27 protein-coding genes are annotated in these 17,221 nt (G+C 47.7%); 14 read left to right on the forward strand and 13 right to left on the reverse strand.

Annotated elements, in window-relative coordinates; genetic code table 11:
- Position 1: 1 nt before the first annotated feature.
- The gene (gene sodC / locus SynPROS91_RS07230) at positions 2 to 529 is read left to right on the forward strand and encodes a superoxide dismutase family protein (RefSeq protein WP_186515823.1); all 528 of its coding nucleotides are present in this window, start codon (positions 2 to 4) and stop codon (positions 527 to 529) included.
- Positions 526 to 1,341, forward strand: coding sequence for an alpha/beta fold hydrolase (locus SynPROS91_RS07235; protein ID WP_255439668.1), 816 nt, complete (start codon positions 526 to 528; stop codon positions 1,339 to 1,341). The genes sodC and SynPROS91_RS07235 overlap by 4 nt, the downstream gene beginning before the upstream one ends.
- 40 nt (positions 1,342 to 1,381) lie before the next feature.
- On the opposite strand, the gene SynPROS91_RS07240 is transcribed toward SynPROS91_RS07235, so the two are convergent.
- On the reverse strand, positions 1,382 to 1,603 hold the full coding sequence (locus SynPROS91_RS07240) for a hypothetical protein (RefSeq protein ID WP_186515824.1): 222 nt from the start codon (positions 1,601 to 1,603) through the stop codon (positions 1,382 to 1,384).
- 117 nt (positions 1,604 to 1,720) lie between these two features.
- Between SynPROS91_RS07240 and SynPROS91_RS07245 the strand changes: the two genes are divergently transcribed.
- The 6 genes from SynPROS91_RS07245 to SynPROS91_RS07270 all read left to right on the forward strand — a co-directional run bounded on the left by SynPROS91_RS07245 (position 1,721) and on the right by SynPROS91_RS07270 (position 4,841).
- The gene (locus SynPROS91_RS07245; RefSeq protein ID WP_186515825.1) at positions 1,721 to 1,960 is read left to right on the forward strand and encodes a DUF2973 domain-containing protein; all 240 of its coding nucleotides are present in this window, start codon (positions 1,721 to 1,723) and stop codon (positions 1,958 to 1,960) included.
- Positions 1,961 to 2,083: 123 nt separating this feature from the next.
- On the forward strand, positions 2,084 to 2,782 hold the full coding sequence (locus SynPROS91_RS07250) for an isoprenylcysteine carboxylmethyltransferase family protein (protein WP_255439669.1): 699 nt from the start codon (positions 2,084 to 2,086) through the stop codon (positions 2,780 to 2,782).
- Between the two features lie 10 nt (positions 2,783 to 2,792).
- On the forward strand, positions 2,793 to 3,203 hold the full coding sequence (locus SynPROS91_RS07255) for a YccF domain-containing protein (protein ID WP_186515826.1): 411 nt from the start codon (positions 2,793 to 2,795) through the stop codon (positions 3,201 to 3,203).
- 164 nt (positions 3,204 to 3,367) lie between these two features.
- On the forward strand, positions 3,368 to 3,670 hold the full coding sequence (locus tag SynPROS91_RS07260; RefSeq protein ID WP_186515827.1) for a hypothetical protein: 303 nt from the start codon (positions 3,368 to 3,370) through the stop codon (positions 3,668 to 3,670).
- A 190-nt stretch (positions 3,671 to 3,860) separates the two neighbouring features.
- Positions 3,861 to 4,091 carry a hypothetical protein gene (locus SynPROS91_RS07265; RefSeq protein WP_186515828.1) on the forward strand — a complete coding sequence of 77 codons (231 nt, stop codon included), beginning with the start codon at positions 3,861 to 3,863 and terminating at the stop codon, positions 4,089 to 4,091.
- A gap of 384 nt (positions 4,092 to 4,475) precedes the next feature.
- Positions 4,476 to 4,841: an AbrB family transcriptional regulator gene (locus tag SynPROS91_RS07270; protein WP_186519609.1), complete on the forward strand. Its 366-nt coding sequence runs from the start codon at positions 4,476 to 4,478 to the stop codon at positions 4,839 to 4,841.
- Positions 4,842 to 5,045: 204 nt separating this feature from the next.
- On the opposite strand, the gene SynPROS91_RS07275 is transcribed toward SynPROS91_RS07270, so the two are convergent.
- Entirely contained in the window at positions 5,046 to 5,240 is a 195-nt protein-coding gene (locus SynPROS91_RS07275; protein ID WP_186515829.1) for a hypothetical protein, read from the reverse strand.
- 854 nt (positions 5,241 to 6,094) lie between these two features.
- Between SynPROS91_RS07275 and SynPROS91_RS07280 the strand changes: the two genes are divergently transcribed.
- Complete coding sequence (locus SynPROS91_RS07280; RefSeq protein WP_186515830.1) at positions 6,095 to 6,256, forward strand: hypothetical protein; 162 nt, start codon at positions 6,095 to 6,097, stop codon at positions 6,254 to 6,256.
- A 1,170-nt stretch (positions 6,257 to 7,426) separates the two neighbouring features.
- On the opposite strand, the gene SynPROS91_RS07285 is transcribed toward SynPROS91_RS07280, so the two are convergent.
- From SynPROS91_RS07285 to SynPROS91_RS07300, 4 genes are all read right to left on the reverse strand, one after another.
- Entirely contained in the window at positions 7,427 to 7,642 is a 216-nt protein-coding gene (locus SynPROS91_RS07285; RefSeq protein ID WP_255439670.1) for a hypothetical protein, read from the reverse strand.
- A gap of 201 nt (positions 7,643 to 7,843) precedes the next feature.
- Positions 7,844 to 8,128 (reverse strand): DUF427 domain-containing protein, encoded by a 285-nt coding sequence (locus SynPROS91_RS07290; protein ID WP_186515831.1) that lies wholly within the window; start codon positions 8,126 to 8,128, stop codon positions 7,844 to 7,846.
- A gap of 695 nt (positions 8,129 to 8,823) precedes the next feature.
- Entirely contained in the window at positions 8,824 to 9,141 is a 318-nt protein-coding gene (locus SynPROS91_RS07295) for a hypothetical protein (RefSeq protein ID WP_186515832.1), read from the reverse strand.
- Between the two features lie 527 nt (positions 9,142 to 9,668).
- A complete protein-coding gene (locus SynPROS91_RS07300) occupies positions 9,669 to 9,908 on the reverse strand; it encodes a hypothetical protein (RefSeq protein WP_186515833.1) in 240 nt (79 codons plus the stop codon).
- Positions 9,909 to 10,012: 104 nt separating this feature from the next.
- On the opposite strand from SynPROS91_RS07300, the gene SynPROS91_RS07305 reads away from it, so the two are divergent.
- The gene (locus SynPROS91_RS07305) at positions 10,013 to 10,171 is read left to right on the forward strand and encodes a hypothetical protein (RefSeq protein ID WP_186515834.1); all 159 of its coding nucleotides are present in this window, start codon (positions 10,013 to 10,015) and stop codon (positions 10,169 to 10,171) included.
- Between the two features lie 300 nt (positions 10,172 to 10,471).
- Here SynPROS91_RS07305 and SynPROS91_RS07310 read toward each other — a convergent pair whose 3' ends face one another.
- The 4 genes from SynPROS91_RS07310 to SynPROS91_RS07320 all read right to left on the reverse strand — a co-directional run bounded on the left by SynPROS91_RS07310 (position 10,472) and on the right by SynPROS91_RS07320 (position 11,669).
- Positions 10,472 to 10,627, reverse strand: coding sequence for a hypothetical protein (locus SynPROS91_RS07310; RefSeq protein ID WP_186515835.1), 156 nt, complete (start codon positions 10,625 to 10,627; stop codon positions 10,472 to 10,474).
- Between the two features lie 83 nt (positions 10,628 to 10,710).
- Positions 10,711 to 10,899: a hypothetical protein gene (locus SynPROS91_RS07315; RefSeq protein ID WP_006853144.1), complete on the reverse strand. Its 189-nt coding sequence runs from the start codon at positions 10,897 to 10,899 to the stop codon at positions 10,711 to 10,713.
- A 3-nt stretch (positions 10,900 to 10,902) separates the two neighbouring features.
- Positions 10,903 to 11,109: a hypothetical protein gene (locus tag SynPROS91_RS12075; RefSeq protein ID WP_222929388.1), complete on the reverse strand. Its 207-nt coding sequence runs from the start codon at positions 11,107 to 11,109 to the stop codon at positions 10,903 to 10,905.
- A gap of 341 nt (positions 11,110 to 11,450) precedes the next feature.
- On the reverse strand, positions 11,451 to 11,669 hold the full coding sequence (locus SynPROS91_RS07320; protein WP_186515836.1) for a Nif11-like leader peptide family natural product precursor: 219 nt from the start codon (positions 11,667 to 11,669) through the stop codon (positions 11,451 to 11,453).
- Positions 11,670 to 11,818: 149 nt separating this feature from the next.
- Between SynPROS91_RS07320 and SynPROS91_RS07325 the strand changes: the two genes are divergently transcribed.
- On the forward strand, positions 11,819 to 13,279 hold the full coding sequence (locus SynPROS91_RS07325; RefSeq protein ID WP_186519613.1) for a glycosyl hydrolase family 57: 1,461 nt from the start codon (positions 11,819 to 11,821) through the stop codon (positions 13,277 to 13,279).
- Positions 13,280 to 13,428: 149 nt separating this feature from the next.
- Here the strand turns inward: SynPROS91_RS07325 and SynPROS91_RS07330 are convergent, their stop codons facing one another.
- Positions 13,429 to 13,731 carry a TIGR03894 family protein gene (locus tag SynPROS91_RS07330; RefSeq protein ID WP_186515837.1) on the reverse strand — a complete coding sequence of 101 codons (303 nt, stop codon included), beginning with the start codon at positions 13,729 to 13,731 and terminating at the stop codon, positions 13,429 to 13,431.
- Positions 13,732 to 13,780: 49 nt separating this feature from the next.
- Between SynPROS91_RS07330 and SynPROS91_RS07335 the strand changes: the two genes are divergently transcribed.
- Positions 13,781 to 14,158, forward strand: a complete 378-nt coding sequence (locus SynPROS91_RS07335; protein WP_186515838.1) for a DCC1-like thiol-disulfide oxidoreductase family protein — start codon at positions 13,781 to 13,783, stop codon at positions 14,156 to 14,158.
- 810 nt (positions 14,159 to 14,968) lie between these two features.
- Here SynPROS91_RS07335 and SynPROS91_RS07340 read toward each other — a convergent pair.
- The gene (locus tag SynPROS91_RS07340; protein ID WP_255439674.1) at positions 14,969 to 15,778 is read right to left on the reverse strand and encodes a prohibitin family protein; all 810 of its coding nucleotides are present in this window, start codon (positions 15,776 to 15,778) and stop codon (positions 14,969 to 14,971) included.
- A 113-nt stretch (positions 15,779 to 15,891) separates the two neighbouring features.
- Between SynPROS91_RS07340 and SynPROS91_RS07345 the strand changes: the two genes are divergently transcribed.
- Positions 15,892 to 16,056, forward strand: a complete 165-nt coding sequence (locus tag SynPROS91_RS07345; protein WP_186515839.1) for a hypothetical protein — start codon at positions 15,892 to 15,894, stop codon at positions 16,054 to 16,056.
- Here SynPROS91_RS07345 and SynPROS91_RS07350 read toward each other — a convergent pair.
- Positions 16,051 to 16,350 carry a hypothetical protein gene (locus tag SynPROS91_RS07350; RefSeq protein WP_255439675.1) on the reverse strand — a complete coding sequence of 100 codons (300 nt, stop codon included), beginning with the start codon at positions 16,348 to 16,350 and terminating at the stop codon, positions 16,051 to 16,053. The genes SynPROS91_RS07345 and SynPROS91_RS07350 overlap by 6 nt on opposite strands.
- A 44-nt stretch (positions 16,351 to 16,394) precedes the next feature.
- Between SynPROS91_RS07350 and SynPROS91_RS07355 the strand changes: the two genes are divergently transcribed.
- A complete protein-coding gene (locus SynPROS91_RS07355) occupies positions 16,395 to 17,213 on the forward strand; it encodes an oxidoreductase (protein ID WP_186515841.1) in 819 nt (272 codons plus the stop codon).
- The last annotated feature ends 8 nt before the right edge of the window (positions 17,214 to 17,221 follow it).

Here is a 17,221-nt window from a genome sequence, read left to right on the forward strand (position 1 = left end):
CATGTACCGACTTGGTGCACTTCTAGCTCTGTGCTTGGCATTGCTACTGCCTCCAACCGTGCAAGCAAGCACGATTGAAGTCACGATCAACAGCATCAACACCGAGGGAATCGGTGAATCCATTGGCACGATCAGTGCTCGAGACACAGACCAAGGATTGGTGATTATTCCTGAACTCAGTGGCCTGAGCGAGGGCGAGCATGGGTTCCACTTACATGCTGGCGATCAGTGTGATCCACAAACCAATGCTGAAGGGGCCTCCATTGCAGGTCTGGCAGCAGGCGGACATTGGGATCCCGACCAAACCGACACCCATCTCGGACCTTTCGGGAATGGCCATCGCGGTGACCTCAGCCGATTAGTGGTGGACCGAGATGGCAACACCAACACAAGCGTTGTGGCCCCAAGGCTCAAGGCCTCCGACCTTCGCGGACGTGCCCTTGTCGTGCATGCAGGCGGTGACACCTACACAGACACACCTCCCCTAGGGGGAGGTGGTGCTCGTATTGCCTGCGGTGTCGGGTCTTGAACGCAACTCGCTTGCTCCTTATTCATCCCATTGGCGTTGGCTTGTCCAGTCGGTTTTGGGATCGTTTCATTAGCTGTTGGCAAGCCTCAGACAACACGACTGCCTTGCTCGCTCCAGACCTAAGCGGTTGCGGTGGGGGCGAGCATCCAAATCAACAGCTTGCTCCTGAAGATTGGGCAGCAGCACTCATCGATCTGCTGAGAGAACACAACAACTCCCCAGCCGTGCTGGTCTCGCAAGGCGCCTCTTTACCGATCGCTCTGGCTGTACTCGAGACCGCACCGGAACTCGTTGCTGGCTTAGTTGCGATCAGCCCACCAAGTTGGCGGATTCTTGAGGAACCGTTTCCGAAACCACAATCTCAACTTCTCTGGAGATTGCTGTTTCAGGGACCAATCGGATCTTGGTTTTACCGCTACGCACGCCGGCGTGAATTTTTAGAATCATTTTCAGTCAATAATTTATTTGCCAACCAAGAAGACGTTGACGCTGAATGGCTCGACACGTTGGAACAAGAAGCAGCCAACATGACGACACGCTGGGCAACATTTTCTTTTTTAGCTGGTTTTTGGAGACGCAACTGGACCAAGCAATGGCAAGAGATCAAGCAACCAATGTGGCTGTTGTTTGGGCTCAAGGCAACCAGAATCGGCCGTTCCAAGCATTGGGATGATGCACAAGAACGCATCCACTCTTATGGGCAGCAGCTGCCGAACGCTGTGAGCGCAAGTATTGATGGGCGCAACGTTCTTCCCTATGAATCAACCGCTGAGTGCGTGAGCCAACTCCAAAGCTGGTTGTTGAACAACTGAGCCACCTTCACATCGAATGCTCAAGACTTCGAGCATGCCCCTATACCAACGGTTGACGAGCATGGGTTGAAACATCACGCATGGCCCCAGATGGATTCAACGAACGCGCCAGCGCCAACAGTCCAGCGGCCAGAACTGTTTCACCCTCAAGCTGCATCATTCGGTGAAGGCTGATGACCTCGCTGTAGTCGGCAGCAGCAGTTCCATTGATCAAACCGCGAGCGGTGCATCGAGCCACAGCCAGTTGAAGGGAGATCGTCATGACCACAAGCTGGCCCAAAGCATGCCCAACACCACTGAAACTTCCAGTTTCCAGCTGATTCACAGACGCGAAGCAGCAACAAACCCGTTAACGTTTCGTAACAATAGGGTTTGTTTCATGCTTTCAATGCTTTTCCCCTTGGTCTACGGATCCGTTTTTGTCTTCCTGTTGGTTCAAGCCTTTCGGATGATGCGCTTGAGCTCCGCCCCTGCGAATACAACTCGCCGAAAAGACCGCACAGGTTTGTTGACCACTCATCCAGAACTCCTTGACGCCAACGGTTCGATCACAGGTGAAGACCTGCTGGTTGTCCGCTTCCCAAGCCAAGACCAACCTGAAGTATCGATCACGGATTGAAGCGGGGCTAGGTCGCATTCAGAATGAGGAACCATCTCTCGAGCCCATGACCCTCAATCAATTTTTGATCTTCTTGGTCATAGGCATCGCGATAGCGGTTCTAACAAGTGCAACCTGGATTTGGTGGATACTCGCAATTTGCACGGCTTTAGTTGTATTCAGACTATTAAGGAAATAATTTTTCATTCAATGATGACAACACAACTAACGGCGATTAATTGGGCAAAAGTGCTCACAATTGCAGTCATTGCAGTTTTAATTGCACTTTTTGGCATTAATGGGCAAAGGCAGATTCTTTACGCGTGCATGCACATCAGTTATTGCGTATGGTGGTTACTCGAGCAAAAAATTTATCCTGATCGTTGCAAGCAGATTTTCACAGAAAAAGTAGATGCAGTTGGCTTCATAGGCGCTTTGTTGATCGTGGGTGTCTTTTATTCACTTCCAGCATTCTTGGCCTTCACCAATCCAACGGAATTATCTATCGCAGCTACTGCAACAGCAATCCCACTTTTTTACTTTGGCAGCCTGATCAATACCGCCGCCGACATCCAGAAAACAACAGCTAAAGCCAGTGAGGCCGGGTTAGTTCGCACTGGGATCTGGAGTGGAGTACGGCATGTTAATTACACGGGTGATTTAATGCGCTACTTAAGTTTCAGCGTGGTAGCAGGGTCCCTATGGGCATTTCTAGTACCACTCTCGATTCTCGTCTTATATGTTCAGCGTATTCGAGCCAAAGAAGCATTAATGAGAAGCAAATATCAGGACTTTTCAGATTACAAATCAACAAGTTTTCGATTGATCCCTGGAATTTGGTAAGAATGAGTTCATGTTCAGATCCATTCTCAATATTCTTTGGGTCGTCTTAGGTGGCCTGCCTATGGCCTTGGGCTGGTGGCTGGCGGGACTTGTCTCTGCCATCAGCATCGTGGGTCTGCCATGGAGCCGATCATGTTTTGTGATTGGGAGATTTGCTCTGTGGCCTTTTGGTTTTGAAGCCATCAACCGTCTCGACCTAAGCGGACGTGTTGATCTAGGCACCGGTCCGATGGGTCTGATCGGAAATGTGATTTGGTTTTTAGTGGCTGGCTGGTGGCTGGCGATTGGCCATCTCACATCGGCACTCGCCTGCTTCGTCTCCATCATTGGAATCCCCTTCGGAATTCAGCACATCAAACTTGCTCTCATTGCCATAGCTCCGATCGGAATGACGATCGTTCCAGCCCATCGCACTGACTAATGGCAAGGAGCTAACCCCAAGGAACAGAATCTATGGATCCAGAAGTACGACAATTGGTGATCGGACAGCTCCTGGTGATCGTGATCCCCGTTGGGACCCTGTTTGCAATCTGGATCAACATGCTGCGATGGAAAAGAAATCGTTGAGGGAGGGGATAAGACAGCTTGCAACTGATGTGGTCCGACAAGGCATCCGTTGCCAAGCTGCAAACAACGAGCATGACAATAATCAGAATCGCAATGAACATTCCTAGCGAATTTCAAGCCTTCTCCAACGTCCACGCCATCAGAGACGGCAGTGCTTTCATTAATGTGCTCGGTTGGATGTGGAGCGAAGACAAAGGCATCCAATATCTGGCCTGGGACGGGAGCATCTATTCAGCGAGTTCCATTGACGGGATCAGCCCGCAGGCTTCACACCAGTTGTATCGAACAGCTAACTCCCTGGAAAAGCTGGCGGAACAGTAGGGAAAAGCGCAACAATAAGAGCCAGGAAGCCTGACAGCTAAATCCCCAAAAAGCCTGCAAGGACTGGAAAAGCTGCTTTGAAAGCTCAATTCAAAAGCGAAGACATAAAAGCAGTTGATTGAGCAGTGAAACAAGGGTTGCAAATTCAAGTCAAGACGTGCCAGAACAAAGGGACATAGGCCTTTGGCAGATGACAAGCACAGCTCAACGCACAATTGAAGCCCAAACAGGGGAAGACATGCTGATTGATGCCTTACGAGGGATCAAAACAAAGCAAGAGCTGATGCTCTTGCAAAGCCGGCTGAACTCGAACCCAGCCAATCCCCCCCTGTTCAATTGGGTTTGCAATTTATTGATCGAACGAAGGATCTCACGAGGGCTGGCCGCAAGGGTTTTATCCCAATTGCATGCAGCTGGGTAACCAAGCTGAGACCAGAAACAGCTGGATCCTCATGCATCCCTGTTCCACCCGATCGCTTTGAACACACAACCCAGAAGCCAACACATCAGTGGCATGGATAGAACAAGCTGAATACAGAAGAGCCCAGAGGCATAAGGACCTAAACAACAACAGCGACAACGCTTGAACTCAGAACAGAAAAGAAGCCAAGAAAAACTGCCAACACAACACTGGATACTGCAGCTCGAGCAGTCAAAATCCGTAGAAAACAACCAAGTGGAAAAACAACTTCATCAACACAACAAGAGCCGAAAATAAAATACACAAAAGAAAAGAAACTCGGTCAAAATAGTTGACGTAGATGAGGAGGAGCTGTTAGTAATGGTTTATTCAGGCTTTACCCAAATGCTTACTGGTGTTGATCTTCTCGCCAAGGTTAAAGATCTTGGCGATGTGTCCAAAACCGATTTAGCCACTCAGTGCGGCTACGTTTCACAAAAGAAAGATGGAAGTGATCGAGTAAATTTCACAGCCTTTTATGAAGCACTCCTGAACGCGAAAGGCATTGATCTCGGTGGCAGAGCAGGGGGGATTGGCAAAGGTGGACGCAAACTGAGCTACATCGCCAAAGTTCAAGGCAATGGAAATCTTTTGATCGGGAAAGCCTATACAGCAATGCTTGAGCTCAACCCAGGAGATAATTTCACTATCAAGTTAGGTCGAAAGCAAATTCGTCTCATCCCTGAAGGTGCGGAAGACACCGAAGAATGATTATTGCAAACAAAACATCAAAAAAAGAGGCTCACGAAGCCTCTCTTGGTATATGTATTGAAAATGATAGGGTAAGATCGGCAGCAAGACAGTCGAAGCCTATAGATCAGAAGATTAATCAAACGAAAAACAATTTACTTATAACGATGATTCTTAATTACAGCCAAGTAAGACACTAGATTTAAACACAATCAAGCAAAAGAATCAGGCATTATCCCATTTAATTTTGCCATCAAGAAGTTCCATAAGTTCCTCAAGCTTTTGATTCGTCACACGAACATCGGCAGCATCTGGCATGGTGCCCTCCTCAATGAGAACGTTGTAGTGCTCTCGGCACAAATTGCGCAGTTCCTGAAGGCGCTTCTTCGTAATGGTGCGCTTCTCTTCTGCTGTTGCCATGTTTGGATCCTTGACCTAAGCCCAGTCTGCCTTACCGACAGCAACAGCTGACTGGACGGAGCCAGTTAGGTCATCAACCTAAAACTGAGATGCATCTCGACCAGCAACGTTCAAGCTCATCTAAGCAATCCCCAAAAGATGGACAACAATGCTGAAAGGACACAACTGGAACGAATGCATCAAGAGTGGCTAAACGCTCAGCCAATGCAACATTCTCTGGACAAAACAATAGAACCTTGATTAAAAAGCACACCTAGCGAACAAAACCGTGTAACAGCAGGACCTTTCAGCGCATCTATTATTAACAACCAAGTAAAATCACAGAAGTATTTCCCTTGAAAACCATAGGAAGAAAAGGGGGAAAGCTTAATCAACCCATGAAAGCAATGGCCGGGTGTCGTCTATCATTGGCCATGACGAGTCGCCCACTTGGCGTGACGATTCCGACTCTCGAGTTCCCAACGGCGCCATTCCGTGGAAGAGGCAGGTGCCGCAGATGACATCAAGGCTGGATCGGTCCAATAGTCAGGTGAATCGAGAGTGGATTGATGAATGGGGCAACAGGGTCCGTGGTTCACAGCGGAATAACTACATATTTTCTTTATCATGCTCCTCTGGGCCGCCGTTGCGCAATGCTCAAGCAGGAAAGAGTTCAGATGAAACACTGAACAGGGCATTCAGCAGATCTGAGTCACACAGCTAACAACAAAGCCTCCCGCACCCTGAAACCAGCGACTCAGGGGGGCACGCGGACGGGAACAACGAATTACAGAATTTCTGAAGGGCAAACTGAAGGATGAGCCTGTTCTGATTTCAAGATCCAACGTAAGCTCAAATACCTAATTAATTGGTCGATGTCCGCACCTCTTCAAAAATACGAATTGTCGTCGATGAAGTGGGCGTCAAATGGAGAACTCTCTACCCATGACATCCATAAGCTGCTCAGCAAAATGAGTCAGGCACAAGCCATTGAACGCCAAACCCAGTGCCTTGAACCAATAGAAATTCCAAAATAATCTCATCAGCAGTGCTCGGCGGATCATTCAAACTCTTCTCATAAGCCCATGGCGATTAAAGCGAAACTAAATAAAAAATACAGAAATGCGTCGGAACAAGTAAAAAGTCTTTCTGATCCCAAGGTTATTCAGTAGATCCCACACATTTGCCCCGATCGAGGCCAAAATATCGATAACGCTGATGTCTTGATGTACACGATTGAACACTTGTCCGAGGAAAGCTGGACACCTGAGGTGACCAGAGAAACCGAGTTCAAAGCATTTGTAGATGCTCGGACAAAATGTATGGCCACAGGGAAAATTTATAGGGTTGTGGACGACAAGCACAATGTGAGGTATACAATCACACTGGATGCATGCAAAAAGCAACTATTTTCAAATCACTAACAACTATTTCTAAAAATCATTACGGCAAGGCCGGCATAGCCTCTTGAAGTTCAGAAGAGGAGTCTAAATCGCTAACTCCACGAGTTAGCTGAAACGCCAAAATCGCAAAGCCAAGAAAGGCAATAATAACGATTACAAGTAAAATTTTTGTAGGAGTCATAAAGAGAACAAGATTGAATCAACTATAGGAAGAATTTAAAAAAATCTAAGTCAATGAAACATCCCAACAAATTAGCAAGCACATATCAAGCAAATTAGACCTAACAAAAAACTAGGTAGCATTAAAATAGCCCCTTATATAACAGAATGAAAGATATATGAGCAAACGGGGGCAAGTCAATCTGGAAAATTATGGACAAGAGAAAGTCACCATTGAACAAATCCAATACGGCAGGTTGAGTAGGTACAAAAAAACCGCTCAATACAAGAACGGTCATCTACCAAGCAATCCCCATCACCCGGCCTTTTACACCACATTGAGATGTGATGCGCAGATCATAGTAACGACATACACCAAATGAGCATGAGTATCGATTTACTCAAGATTGTGACTACATTGTGTAAAGCTATGAAAACGGGCAATAGCTAATAAAACCGTTGGTGTGCTGAGATAACACTACACATACATATTCAGCAGCAAAATTCAAAACTTCGCCAAGTCGCGATACCGAAGCAATATCAATTGATGGCCAGAAATTCATATAAGTGCTATCAACCATTGATCATCTCGACAAAAACACAATTAGCTTAATCAAGGCCAAATAATACAACCAGAAGAAGCAATCAAATTGGCACAATTGAATACTCTATTCTCTCGTCAGAGCAGCATAAATCTCCATAAAAGCGCTCTAGTTCATCATAGGCATCATCGTAACAAACAAATTGCATCTTGGTGATCGGATCTTCCTGAAAATCGTCCCGAACGATGTGATACAAAGGAACAATCGGATTTAGCTTTTTTGCACTCGAACGCATGGTTTCAAAAGAGTCATTTTCCATATAAATACAATGCAAACAAAGAATCACTCTAGGTCATTAATAGGCCAATGACAATTAACGCAAAACAGCAAGGAGTAAGTCGATCAATCAAATACTATTATGAACCCAAGGAAGTCTCACTCTAAACAAAGTTCAACGCAAGTTAGACACAAAGCATAAGGGGCTATTGGACGTACTCAAACGAAACTCGCGTCTAAACCATCAAGAGACAACGACACCCTTTCCGGAATAGAAAGCAACCCGATAACGAATGGCTTCTGCATCAGGCTTTGGTGTCTCATAACTCCATGCCACATTCGTAATAATCTGATCGTCAACAATCAAGTCCCAGTAGCGTGCTGTACCCTTCCAACCACACACCGATGTATGTCTAGAGTCGCGAAAGTATTGGAGATGCAGGGCATCACGAGGGAAATAAGCATTTCCATCCACATAAACGATATCATCGCTTATGGCCAGAATGCTACCGTTAAAAATTGCTTTCATTGCGAACAGTCTTTTTACCATATTAAGTAGCAATATGCTGAGGTGTGCGAATTGGCATCACACATCCAATGGATCGGAGGAAACCGTAAGGAATAACCAATAGAATGAGATTGCATACAACAAGCACCAGTGAAGATAATAAAGCCAACTCAGCTTGTGTCAAATAAGACAAAAAGATTAATACACTAAAAAAGGTATCTGGAAGGTGCGGCAGCAATACTCAAGCCATATCAAACAATCACAAGAGATCTGGTTAGTGTTAGCAACGAAAACGTAACGACATCAAAAGAGCAGACAATGCAACAAGTCTTTATTCTCTGCAAAAATCTATTTCGATCTGAAAAGGAACGGACACAAAACGGACGCAATGCCCAGATGCTGACCTAGACCATGGATAACTGAGTCAATCCAGTGGCCTTTCTCAGCAGAATCTGCGCAACATCCAAGGGTTCAACAATCGATGCCGTTGGGAATGGGAAATATCGAGTGTGTGACAAGGAATTCACATGCTCAGAGGTTGTTGGGTTATGGAAAGCCTATGAAATGCTTAAAGCTAAGGAACAGCGAGTGAGCTAACAGATGTATGAGCGTCCATACAACTGAACAGACTTCCACTTAGACCAAGCTTGTACATAGCGACAGTTATAAGAGAAGAACAAAGTCATGATCTCCCACCCAGGTCATAGGTCCATGGATCAATAACATGCATCACCCTGCTTTAGCTTATAAGCAGCTTCAGGATGTGCGTTCTTCCAAATAACACAATTCTTCTGTTCTTTCGACAAACTTTTGAATGTCTTGACTGCAGAAGAGCCGGATGGTTGATCTGTATTTTCTAATTGTTTTATATCTGCTGCTTGAGGGTTAGAGACATTGGGATACTCACTATCAGGAGATAATTCACTCAAGTAAGGCTTAGACTCAGGATTACTCACTTCCTTGGGGGAATCCAGCTGAATCTCACTGTTTAAGGTGTGTCCAATTAAAAGTGAACCAACGGAGAACCCAACCAAAGAGAAGCCTATTCCTACCAATAATTCCATCCTATTTGCTGGGCGTAATCGTTTAAGCATATTCTTCCCATATACGTTATCAATATACTAAAAACGGGATCAATTTTCAACTAGGTGTAGTAATGAAAAACAATCAAGATATTTCAAGAAGTAAGCAAAAACTCCTAATCGTGCCTTGCTCTGATTAGCGCGAAACAAATGGATTCCGCACAAAGATCATAACGACGCATCTCGAAGATGGAGATCGTGATCAAATCTTGAACATCTTTCGTAGAATACAAGATTTAAGTTAGGCGCAATCAATCTCGAATGAATGGGAGGGTAAGATATTTATGCAAGATAAAAGTTGTCAAGACCATTGCAAAAGTGAAAACTTGCCCCTACGCAATTCATGAAATAATTAGCTTGACCGAAGAAAATTCATGCCGATCTGACAGGAATGAGCGATTGATCTATGCACTTTAAAATCTGGATGCATTAGTCATCCCAGTGAATAGAGGCATTCGATTCGCCAAGCCAAATCGTGATCAGCTGTGACGTCCGAGAGGTTCAATCCAGTCCACTAGGACCTCACGATGATGTAGCCAGCGCTTCGAGACCCGGCACCCGAGATTAACTTGACCGTCATCCATGAGACGACCCAAGCGAATGGCAGCTGCTTCTTCAGGCCGCGAAAATGTCTGCAAATGATCAGTCAACCAAGTGACCTCATCTTCCGTAATTACCCCAGTGGAGAGGGTTTCGAGCACGAGTTCGCCAACAGTCATGGGGTTTGTAACGATTTCGTTACATCCTGGCGCCTCGCTCGGCCAACCGTGGCCCACGGTCCTAATGAAGAGTTTTTAAGATTGCTAGATCAATAGGCAATTCCATGCAAGCTACTCTTGCCCAGCAATTCGAAACAGAGGCAATCAAGCGTCAAATCGACTCCTCAACTGACGTAGCGGAGCTGAAAGAGCTTGCCAAACATCTTGCAGATCTCTACTTAAAGCAACGCGTTGCCACTGCTTGGGTGATTGCAAATAAATGATCCAGCAATGGTCATCGCTTTCCAACACTAAATTTTCTGCTGTGGCTCCAAGGACATTTCAGCTTCGTTTTTAAGATCTTTCTCACAAAGTTCTCTTTTCGTTCAATGCAGTAGCAGACTTGATTTAATTCAAGAGCGTTGAGCCCTCCATCGTGATGCCTGCCTCATCACATCAAGGCACAGCGTTTGTGGTCAGCGTGATTAAGAGACAATGAGCTACCGCTGCCAGCAAGACTATTGATCAAGAGGATGTGATCCGTTTTTCATTTTCACAGGGATGAGCTCAGCCCCTCACCAAATTCAGAGTTGAAAAACGGTTCCAAGCAGGCTTGCTGGATGCTCAAACTTCTCTGCACTGCGACGCTCGAGCTGAGCAATCATCACGATATGAGCCGTGGTTCGAATCGCTGAGAGCAGCGCTAAGCCGATACAGAGTGGACAGTGAGTCAAAGTCATGAAGCCAATTTTGGAGCCAGTTCATGCCTCTGACCCCATTATTTGCAATTTCTTGACTTAATGGAAGATTCGGCAGCTGATGATCAGAAGCGACAACCCACTTCGTGGATCAGATCGATGCTGTTGGGCCATCGACGAATGTGCTCGTAAAACTCCATAGCAAGGATGCGAGCCTCCCAAGCATCAGATGCATAGAAACAGGCCTCCTGCTTGCTGCCATCAGACATCTTGTAGCGAATCGTGAAATGTTTGTAGTGACTGAAATAAGCCATCGGTTAAGCCACCAATTCGTGATCAGTTTGAATCGCAGTCGATCCAGAGCGGTTCATGATGCAAACCATCTCATCCAAAGGGTTGAGGACTCTCGCAGATTGTCCTTCCTGCTGGCTGAGGGCATGAGCAGCCCAAAAGGCCTCGATTTCGGTTGCTCTGGCTGCATGATCGGTCCAGCCGGAAGAGCTCAGCTCTTGAATTCTGTACATCAATGGCATTTCGTATGTCCTCAATTTATGCACCCAACCTGCCAAACACGGTGAAAACCACGCACATCGATCAGAAGTCTTCGGGATCACGGATGATTCATGTGGTGATAAACACAAATAACCGCGATTTTTCAAGCTTTCAGCACATTCAAAGGCATAACAGACAGCGAACAGAACTCATCCAACCTGGATGCAACAGACCAATAAAAAGGCCGTGACCCCCCGGCCACGGCCCACGAGACGCATTCATCGAACTTGATCTGAGCCCTTCCCATTGGGCTCTTTCGTTATGGCGCATGCCATTTCTCAGACACATCAGTGTTTGTACTCAGCAGCTTGAATCAGTAACGGTGTGGGTATTCACCAGGATGATCGATACGAAGAACTCGCATCCCTGTCAGTGACTTGCCAGATAGCAACAGCAACTCGCTTCCAGACACGGGGTAGCCGAGCTCCTGAGCGATCATCGCAACCTCAGCGGCTGTCATTGCTGACTGGACGCGGCTTTGCAAACGACCATCGCGTTGCAAGTGCTCCAAAAAGGACTGGAGAGCGCTCAAAACAGATATCCCATGCCCTTTTTCTCCGTTAGTGAATCACGAAATGAGACCACAACGGGACCCCATGCAAGCGAAACCCAAGAACCGGGATGAGCTGCTGAATCGATCGTCAGATGACGTCCAAGCCGCGATGGAGTACGAATCAAGTCATGACCCAACACCAATCTCCAGCGATCGCCGGCCGAGAAGCCGATCTGCATTCCCTTTTGCAGAATCGCGAGCCTGTCTGGATAGAGCACACAAATCTGAAGCTTGAGGGGATCAGCTCAGCGTTCGCTTGTGCTCTACACATGCATCAGCCAACGATCCCGGCCGGCAAAAGTGGAGAACTGGTTTCCCATCTGCAATACATGGTTGAGAACCAGGGAGAGGGTGACAATCACAACGCGGAACCCTTCGCTCAGTGCTATCGACGGATGGCTGATCTCATTCCGCAACTGATCAGCGAAGGATGCAATCCACGCATCATGCTCGATTATTCGGGCAACCTCCTCTGGGGAGTTCACCAGATGGGTCGAGAAGACATCACACGCGCACTGCGCTATCTCGCCTGTGATCCAGACATGCAACGCCATGTGGAATGGCTAGGTACGTTCTGGAGCCATGCGGTAGCTCCATCCACACCGATTCCCGATCTCAAGCTTCAGATCAGTGCCTGGCAACACCAGTTTGTTGATCTTTTCGGGGAGGAAGCACTCAAACGGGTGAAAGGGTTTTCACCCCCCGAAATGCATCTTCCAAACCACCCAGATACCCTTCATGCCTTCATCCAGGCTCTCAATGATTGTGGTTACAGCTGGTTGATGGTTCAAGAACACAGTGTAGAAAACCCAGATGGCTCACCTCTGACCCATGCACAGAGGTACCTCCCCAATCAACTGGTCGCACGGAGCTCAACAGGAGACACAGCACGGATCACTGTTTTAATCAAGACACAAGGCTCTGACACCAAACTGGTGGGCCAAATGCAGCCCTATTACGAGGCGCTCACCCTGGGGCAACAACCGCTTGGACGCAGGCATATTCCATCAGTGGTAACGCAAATCGCGGATGGCGAAAACGGGGGAGTGATGATGAATGAATTCCCAGAGGCGTTTCTTCAAGCGCACCGCAAAGCGTGCAATCAGAACCCGGTGGGAGAGGGGCAAGCCCAAACGGTGGCAATCAACGGAAGCGAATGGCTTGAGCTTCTCGAGCAGGCAGGAGTAACGACCACCGATTTCCCCGAAGTACAGGCAGTACAGCAGCACCGGCTATGGCAGCAGGTGGGACGTGGTTCAAATCGTGAGACTGTCAAAGCAGCAATCGATGAACTCAAAGCCAGTAATAGTGGCTTCTCGATGGAGGGAGCCTCATGGACCAACAACCTCAGTTGGGTTGAGGGGTACGACAACGTGTTGGAACCGATGAACCAACTCAGCGCAGCCTTTCATCAACGTTTCGACCAGCAAACGGCAGAAAATCCATCATTCACGACAGATGAGAGGTACCAAAAAGCACTGCTGCATCTGCTTCTACTTGAAACAAGCTGCTTTCGTTATTGGGGCCAAGGCACATGGACGGAGTACGCCCGCAACATTCACAGCCGAGGCAAGGCTTTACTGAACTAACCCACCCAACTTGCACTGAAATGCACTGCAGAATGAGGTCCTGCAGTGCATATGGGAGAAGCAAAAAGTTCGTTTGTAGGCCGATCCAAGATCTGAGCAGGACTCAATGAGTCGATCAACACCTGCTCATCGAACAATCCCTTCCTTGATCAACCGGCAGCACGTGATCGACGACGCACCACTCGACGACCATCAGGTGTCTGCTCCACCTCAGGCTCGTTGTCAGGACTGGTTGTGACATCTTTGCCCTGAGGTTCATTCTCAGGCGGTTCTTGCTCGGCAATGAGACCCACAACAACCGCAGCCTGAACCTGGTCGGAAAGATCACCAATCACCATCAGTGCCTTGAGGGTGAGCTCCAATCGAGATTCACGAGGCAAACCCGGACGCAGCTTCTTGACTGACCCCCACAACTCCTGTCCGACTTCTTTGAGTAGCTCCTTGTCTGCCATCTAAATTACTGTCAATCACATCAACTTACCGAACGAACGGTTGGAGGGGTTGCTGAAAACGCTGGTCTACGACGGTGGCTGTCCTTTCTGCAAAGCATTTGCCTTGCAAAGCGAACTGAAAGGAGGCATTCCAGATCTCCTGATCCGGGATGGAAGGCTTGAACATGGACTCCGCAACGATTTACGCCAGCGGGGATTCGATTTGAGCGAAGGAGCCGTATTGATGGACGGAGATCGGATTTGGCACGGAAGCGAAGCAATTTCTGTTCTCTGCAGCCAACTCAAACCAAGCGATCCACTTTTGGTATTGCTGAATGGACTCTTCCGAGATAGCAAGAGAGCTAGGTTTTTATATCCAGGGTTGCTTGCAGCCCGTCAGCTCGCTCTAGCACTCAAGGGACTGACTGTGGATCCAGATCGAGCCTGAGCCTTTTGATAGCGCTGTTCTTCAAGATCCATTTGATAAGAGAATTCGCGAAGCTCTGCTTGCATCTCTAAGAGCATGACCACGAGTGAACGTGCAAGGTCCCTGCTGAAGCAATTCTGCATGGATGCTGCTCACTATCAGGACGAAACTCTTCTAAGTGACTTGAACGTCCGTTCGTGGATAAGGTGAGCTTGCTGTTACACAGCTCAATGCATGTCAAGCAAAAGATCAGGTCAATACAAACAGCTAGTGAAGAAAAGTTCGCTCAAGCCGCTTTCTTGATGATGAATTGGATTAACACAATTTCGTGTTCGGCATGATCGAATAGTTCCAAACACAAACAAACTCAGGCTTATGCCTTAACAATGGCTTGATTTTTCAAAGCAAAAGCCCACGTGGCGAGGGACTTTGCTTCGGGGGCTGAAACCGTTCTGGCGACCGTTGTGGAACGACCCGATAGCGAACACGCACTTGGGTTTTGGATGCGCAATGGGTGATCAAACCCAAGAGCAACACCACAAAAAGCCCCCTAATTACACGACGATTCACTCACTCACCTCACAAGAGCTGGTTCTGAAATCAGCGATATCACGTTAAATCAACCTGTAGAGAATGCTCATGGAATCCAGAAGGGTTCAATTCCCTATACATAACCACACCAATTCCAAAAAACAATGAGCCCTCGGCTCAAGGATTGGCGTTTCAAACAATACTAAGAATACATCAACGCAGAAATAAAGTTAGATCCAGCTGATGGTTGCAAAAATATGCACCCATCAGCTTAGAATTGATTTCAGGACTATGGAACCCTTACTTCTTTGATCCAACGATCACGGAAGGCATACCACCGTTGGTTCCTGGCAAACCAGGAACAACTTGGGTCATGCCGTCCCACTTGTCTAGAAATAATTTGTACAACACTCGATCATCAAGACTTTTGTTCAAAGTGTCGTAGCGCAAAGCCTCTTGCTCAGCAATTTTCACCTCGGTTTGAGCTCTGAGAAGTTGCTGCTCAGCAATTTGTTTCTGCTCAATCGCTGCTCGATACTCTTCGGCAATTTCTAGTCCTGTGAGATCAAGCCCGAGAACCTGTACATAATCAAATTGTTGAAGTTCATCTGCAACCGTTTCTTCAACAAGAGTTGAGATGTCATTCCACTCGGATGCAATTGTGACCAATTCATATTGAGAAAACACAGATTTAAGTGCTTTCAGCAAAGAAGGCTGAATGATACGGGGATAAATATCACGATCACTGCTTGCGATCGTGCTGTAAGCCCGACCAGCTTGATCAGCACGCAATGCATATTTGATCGTGGCCGTAGCCTCAATCACCTGCAAATCCTTGGTAAGGGTCGCAAAATTTTCAGGTCGAACCTGGGTGCGAATACTGAAGGGCCAAACCTGCTGCACCAGGGGGAGTTTGGTATTCAAACCAGGTTGGCGTGACGCACCACTGACCTTGCCAAGTGTTGTCACAACAGCAACTTCACCAGCTGGCACCACAAATAAAGCCTGAGAAAGCAACAGCAGAGCGGCTAAGACGAGACCAAGGATCGCGACCAGTCCTCCTTCAGGCCCTCCTGGGGTCACCGAACGCATCTGAGATGGGGTCTGCATAGGAAATGTTGTCCGCTAAAACTTTTCTGACCCTTCTCTAGCGAAAATGCACGGTAATCAGTCGATGATCGTGCTCAAAATGCCACAGTGATCTTGGTATCGACTGGAGAGCGATGTCCCAGCGATTCACCGTTTTCTTCAAACTCACTGGTGAGAGTGTCGGCTCCATCACAGTGTTTGCCTCAGACCATGCAGCGGCATGGGCTGCAGCTCTGGATGAATTCGGAGCCCGTACTATTTCCGTCGTGCGAACTCCTGACGACGGCAGCGCCCTATAGGTTTCGATTCAACGACGATTTCCATCGATCCCACATTTTTCGCTGCCAAGGAGTCACATCCATAGGAATGCGTTTGGAAGATTTCCTCTGAACTTGATCCAGTTGCTCGAGTTCATTGCGCAATTGACGCAGGATCGGGATCAGGGCTAGCGCGGCCAGCAAGCCAGCGATCAGCATGATCGGCAACACGATGGGTAGCAACGCCGCCATCACTACCAATCCCAAGCCAACAACAAGACCAGAAATGAGTTGCTGCTGCCAACGAGGACGCGTGCGACCTGGAAGCTGTTTCATGTCATCGCTGTCAGCCTTAGCGCACTCTTCCACATCAGTCCCGGATGTCCAAGCCTCAACGGACTGTTTTGATCACTGGGGCATCGAGCGGGATTGGCAAAGCCACCGCTCAGCTCCTTCTGGTTCAAGGCTGGAAGGTCATCGCTGCAGCACGAAACACAGAATCAATGAACGATCTTCGTGCGTCAGGTGCCGAAGTCCTATCTCTCGATATCACTGACAGCCAATCAAGGCAATCTGTTGTGAGGCATATCCATCAACAATTTGGAACTCTTGATGCCCTTGTGAACAATGCGGGCTTTGGAGACGTAGGTCCGATAGAAACCATGCCAATACAAACCGCTCAGAAGCTGTTTGAGGTCAACGTCTTCGGCTTAATCGGACTCACCCAAATGGTATTGCCGGAAATGAGAAAGCGTGGCAAGGGAAGAGTCATCAATCTTTCATCGATCGCGGGGCGATTTGTTACCCCTGGAGCCGGTTGGTATGGGGCAAGTAAATTTGCCCTGGAAGCGCTGAGCGATGCCTTGCGTCTAGAGCTTCACCAATTCGGAATCAAAGTGGTCATTATCGAACCCGGCTTAATTGCAACCCGCTTCGAAACCGTCGCTAGCAAATCAATGGCTGAAGCCCAAAGAGATCTCGCATGGGCTCCAATGATGAAGAAAGTGCAAGGAAACTGGGTTGAGGGGTTCAAAAGGGCATCTCCGGCAGACGTCGTTGCTGCGACCATCCACAAGGCCTTAGATGCCCGCGCCCCAAAAGCACGTTATCGATGCGGCCACCGGGCCCAGTCTGCAGTCATACAAAGACTTCTGCCCACAAGCCTGTGGGATAGCATCATTCGTAATCAGATGACCTAACCGTTACC

Source organism: Synechococcus sp. PROS-9-1 (assembly GCF_014279775.1).
Lineage (GTDB): Bacteria > Cyanobacteriota > Cyanobacteriia > PCC-6307 > Cyanobiaceae > Synechococcus_C.

What these genes read in the sequence shown, in the direction of transcription:
- SynPROS91_RS07340 (WP_255439674.1), bottom strand. Translation starts at nt 15,778, where the DNA reads ATGCAGACCCCATCTCAGATGCGTTCGGTGACCCCAGGAGGGCCTGAA.
- SynPROS91_RS07325 (WP_186519613.1), top strand. Translation starts at nt 11,819, where the DNA reads ATGACCCAACACCAATCTCCAGCGATCGCCGGCCGAGAAGCCGATCTG.
- SynPROS91_RS07305 (WP_186515834.1), top strand. Translation starts at nt 10,013, where the DNA reads ATGCAAGCTACTCTTGCCCAGCAATTCGAAACAGAGGCAATCAAGCGT.
- SynPROS91_RS07310 (WP_186515835.1), bottom strand. Translation starts at nt 10,627, where the DNA reads ATGACTTTGACTCACTGTCCACTCTGTATCGGCTTAGCGCTGCTCTCA.
- SynPROS91_RS12075 (WP_222929388.1), bottom strand. Translation starts at nt 11,109, where the DNA reads ATGTACAGAATTCAAGAGCTGAGCTCTTCCGGCTGGACCGATCATGCA.
- SynPROS91_RS07270 (WP_186519609.1), top strand. Translation starts at nt 4,476, where the DNA reads ATGCTTACTGGTGTTGATCTTCTCGCCAAGGTTAAAGATCTTGGCGAT.
- SynPROS91_RS07285 (WP_255439670.1), bottom strand. Translation starts at nt 7,642, where the DNA reads ATGGAAAATGACTCTTTTGAAACCATGCGTTCGAGTGCAAAAAAGCTA.
- SynPROS91_RS07240 (WP_186515824.1), bottom strand. Translation starts at nt 1,603, where the DNA reads ATGACGATCTCCCTTCAACTGGCTGTGGCTCGATGCACCGCTCGCGGT.
- SynPROS91_RS07315 (WP_006853144.1), bottom strand. Translation starts at nt 10,899, where the DNA reads ATGGCTTATTTCAGTCACTACAAACATTTCACGATTCGCTACAAGATG.
- SynPROS91_RS07350 (WP_255439675.1), bottom strand. Translation starts at nt 16,350, where the DNA reads ATGAAACAGCTTCCAGGTCGCACGCGTCCTCGTTGGCAGCAGCAACTC.
- SynPROS91_RS07275 (WP_186515829.1), bottom strand. Translation starts at nt 5,240, where the DNA reads ATGGCAACAGCAGAAGAGAAGCGCACCATTACGAAGAAGCGCCTTCAG.
- SynPROS91_RS07300 (WP_186515833.1), bottom strand. Translation starts at nt 9,908, where the DNA reads ATGACTGTTGGCGAACTCGTGCTCGAAACCCTCTCCACTGGGGTAATT.
- sodC (WP_186515823.1), top strand. Translation starts at nt 2, where the DNA reads ATGTACCGACTTGGTGCACTTCTAGCTCTGTGCTTGGCATTGCTACTG.
- SynPROS91_RS07280 (WP_186515830.1), top strand. Translation starts at nt 6,095, where the DNA reads ATGTCCGCACCTCTTCAAAAATACGAATTGTCGTCGATGAAGTGGGCG.
- SynPROS91_RS07255 (WP_186515826.1), top strand. Translation starts at nt 2,793, where the DNA reads ATGTTCAGATCCATTCTCAATATTCTTTGGGTCGTCTTAGGTGGCCTG.
- SynPROS91_RS07290 (WP_186515831.1), bottom strand. Translation starts at nt 8,128, where the DNA reads ATGAAAGCAATTTTTAACGGTAGCATTCTGGCCATAAGCGATGATATC.
- SynPROS91_RS07245 (WP_186515825.1), top strand. Translation starts at nt 1,721, where the DNA reads ATGCTTTCAATGCTTTTCCCCTTGGTCTACGGATCCGTTTTTGTCTTC.
- SynPROS91_RS07265 (WP_186515828.1), top strand. Translation starts at nt 3,861, where the DNA reads ATGACAAGCACAGCTCAACGCACAATTGAAGCCCAAACAGGGGAAGAC.
- SynPROS91_RS07345 (WP_186515839.1), top strand. Translation starts at nt 15,892, where the DNA reads ATGTCCCAGCGATTCACCGTTTTCTTCAAACTCACTGGTGAGAGTGTC.
- SynPROS91_RS07355 (WP_186515841.1), top strand. Translation starts at nt 16,395, where the DNA reads ATGTCCAAGCCTCAACGGACTGTTTTGATCACTGGGGCATCGAGCGGG.
- SynPROS91_RS07330 (WP_186515837.1), bottom strand. Translation starts at nt 13,731, where the DNA reads ATGGCAGACAAGGAGCTACTCAAAGAAGTCGGACAGGAGTTGTGGGGG.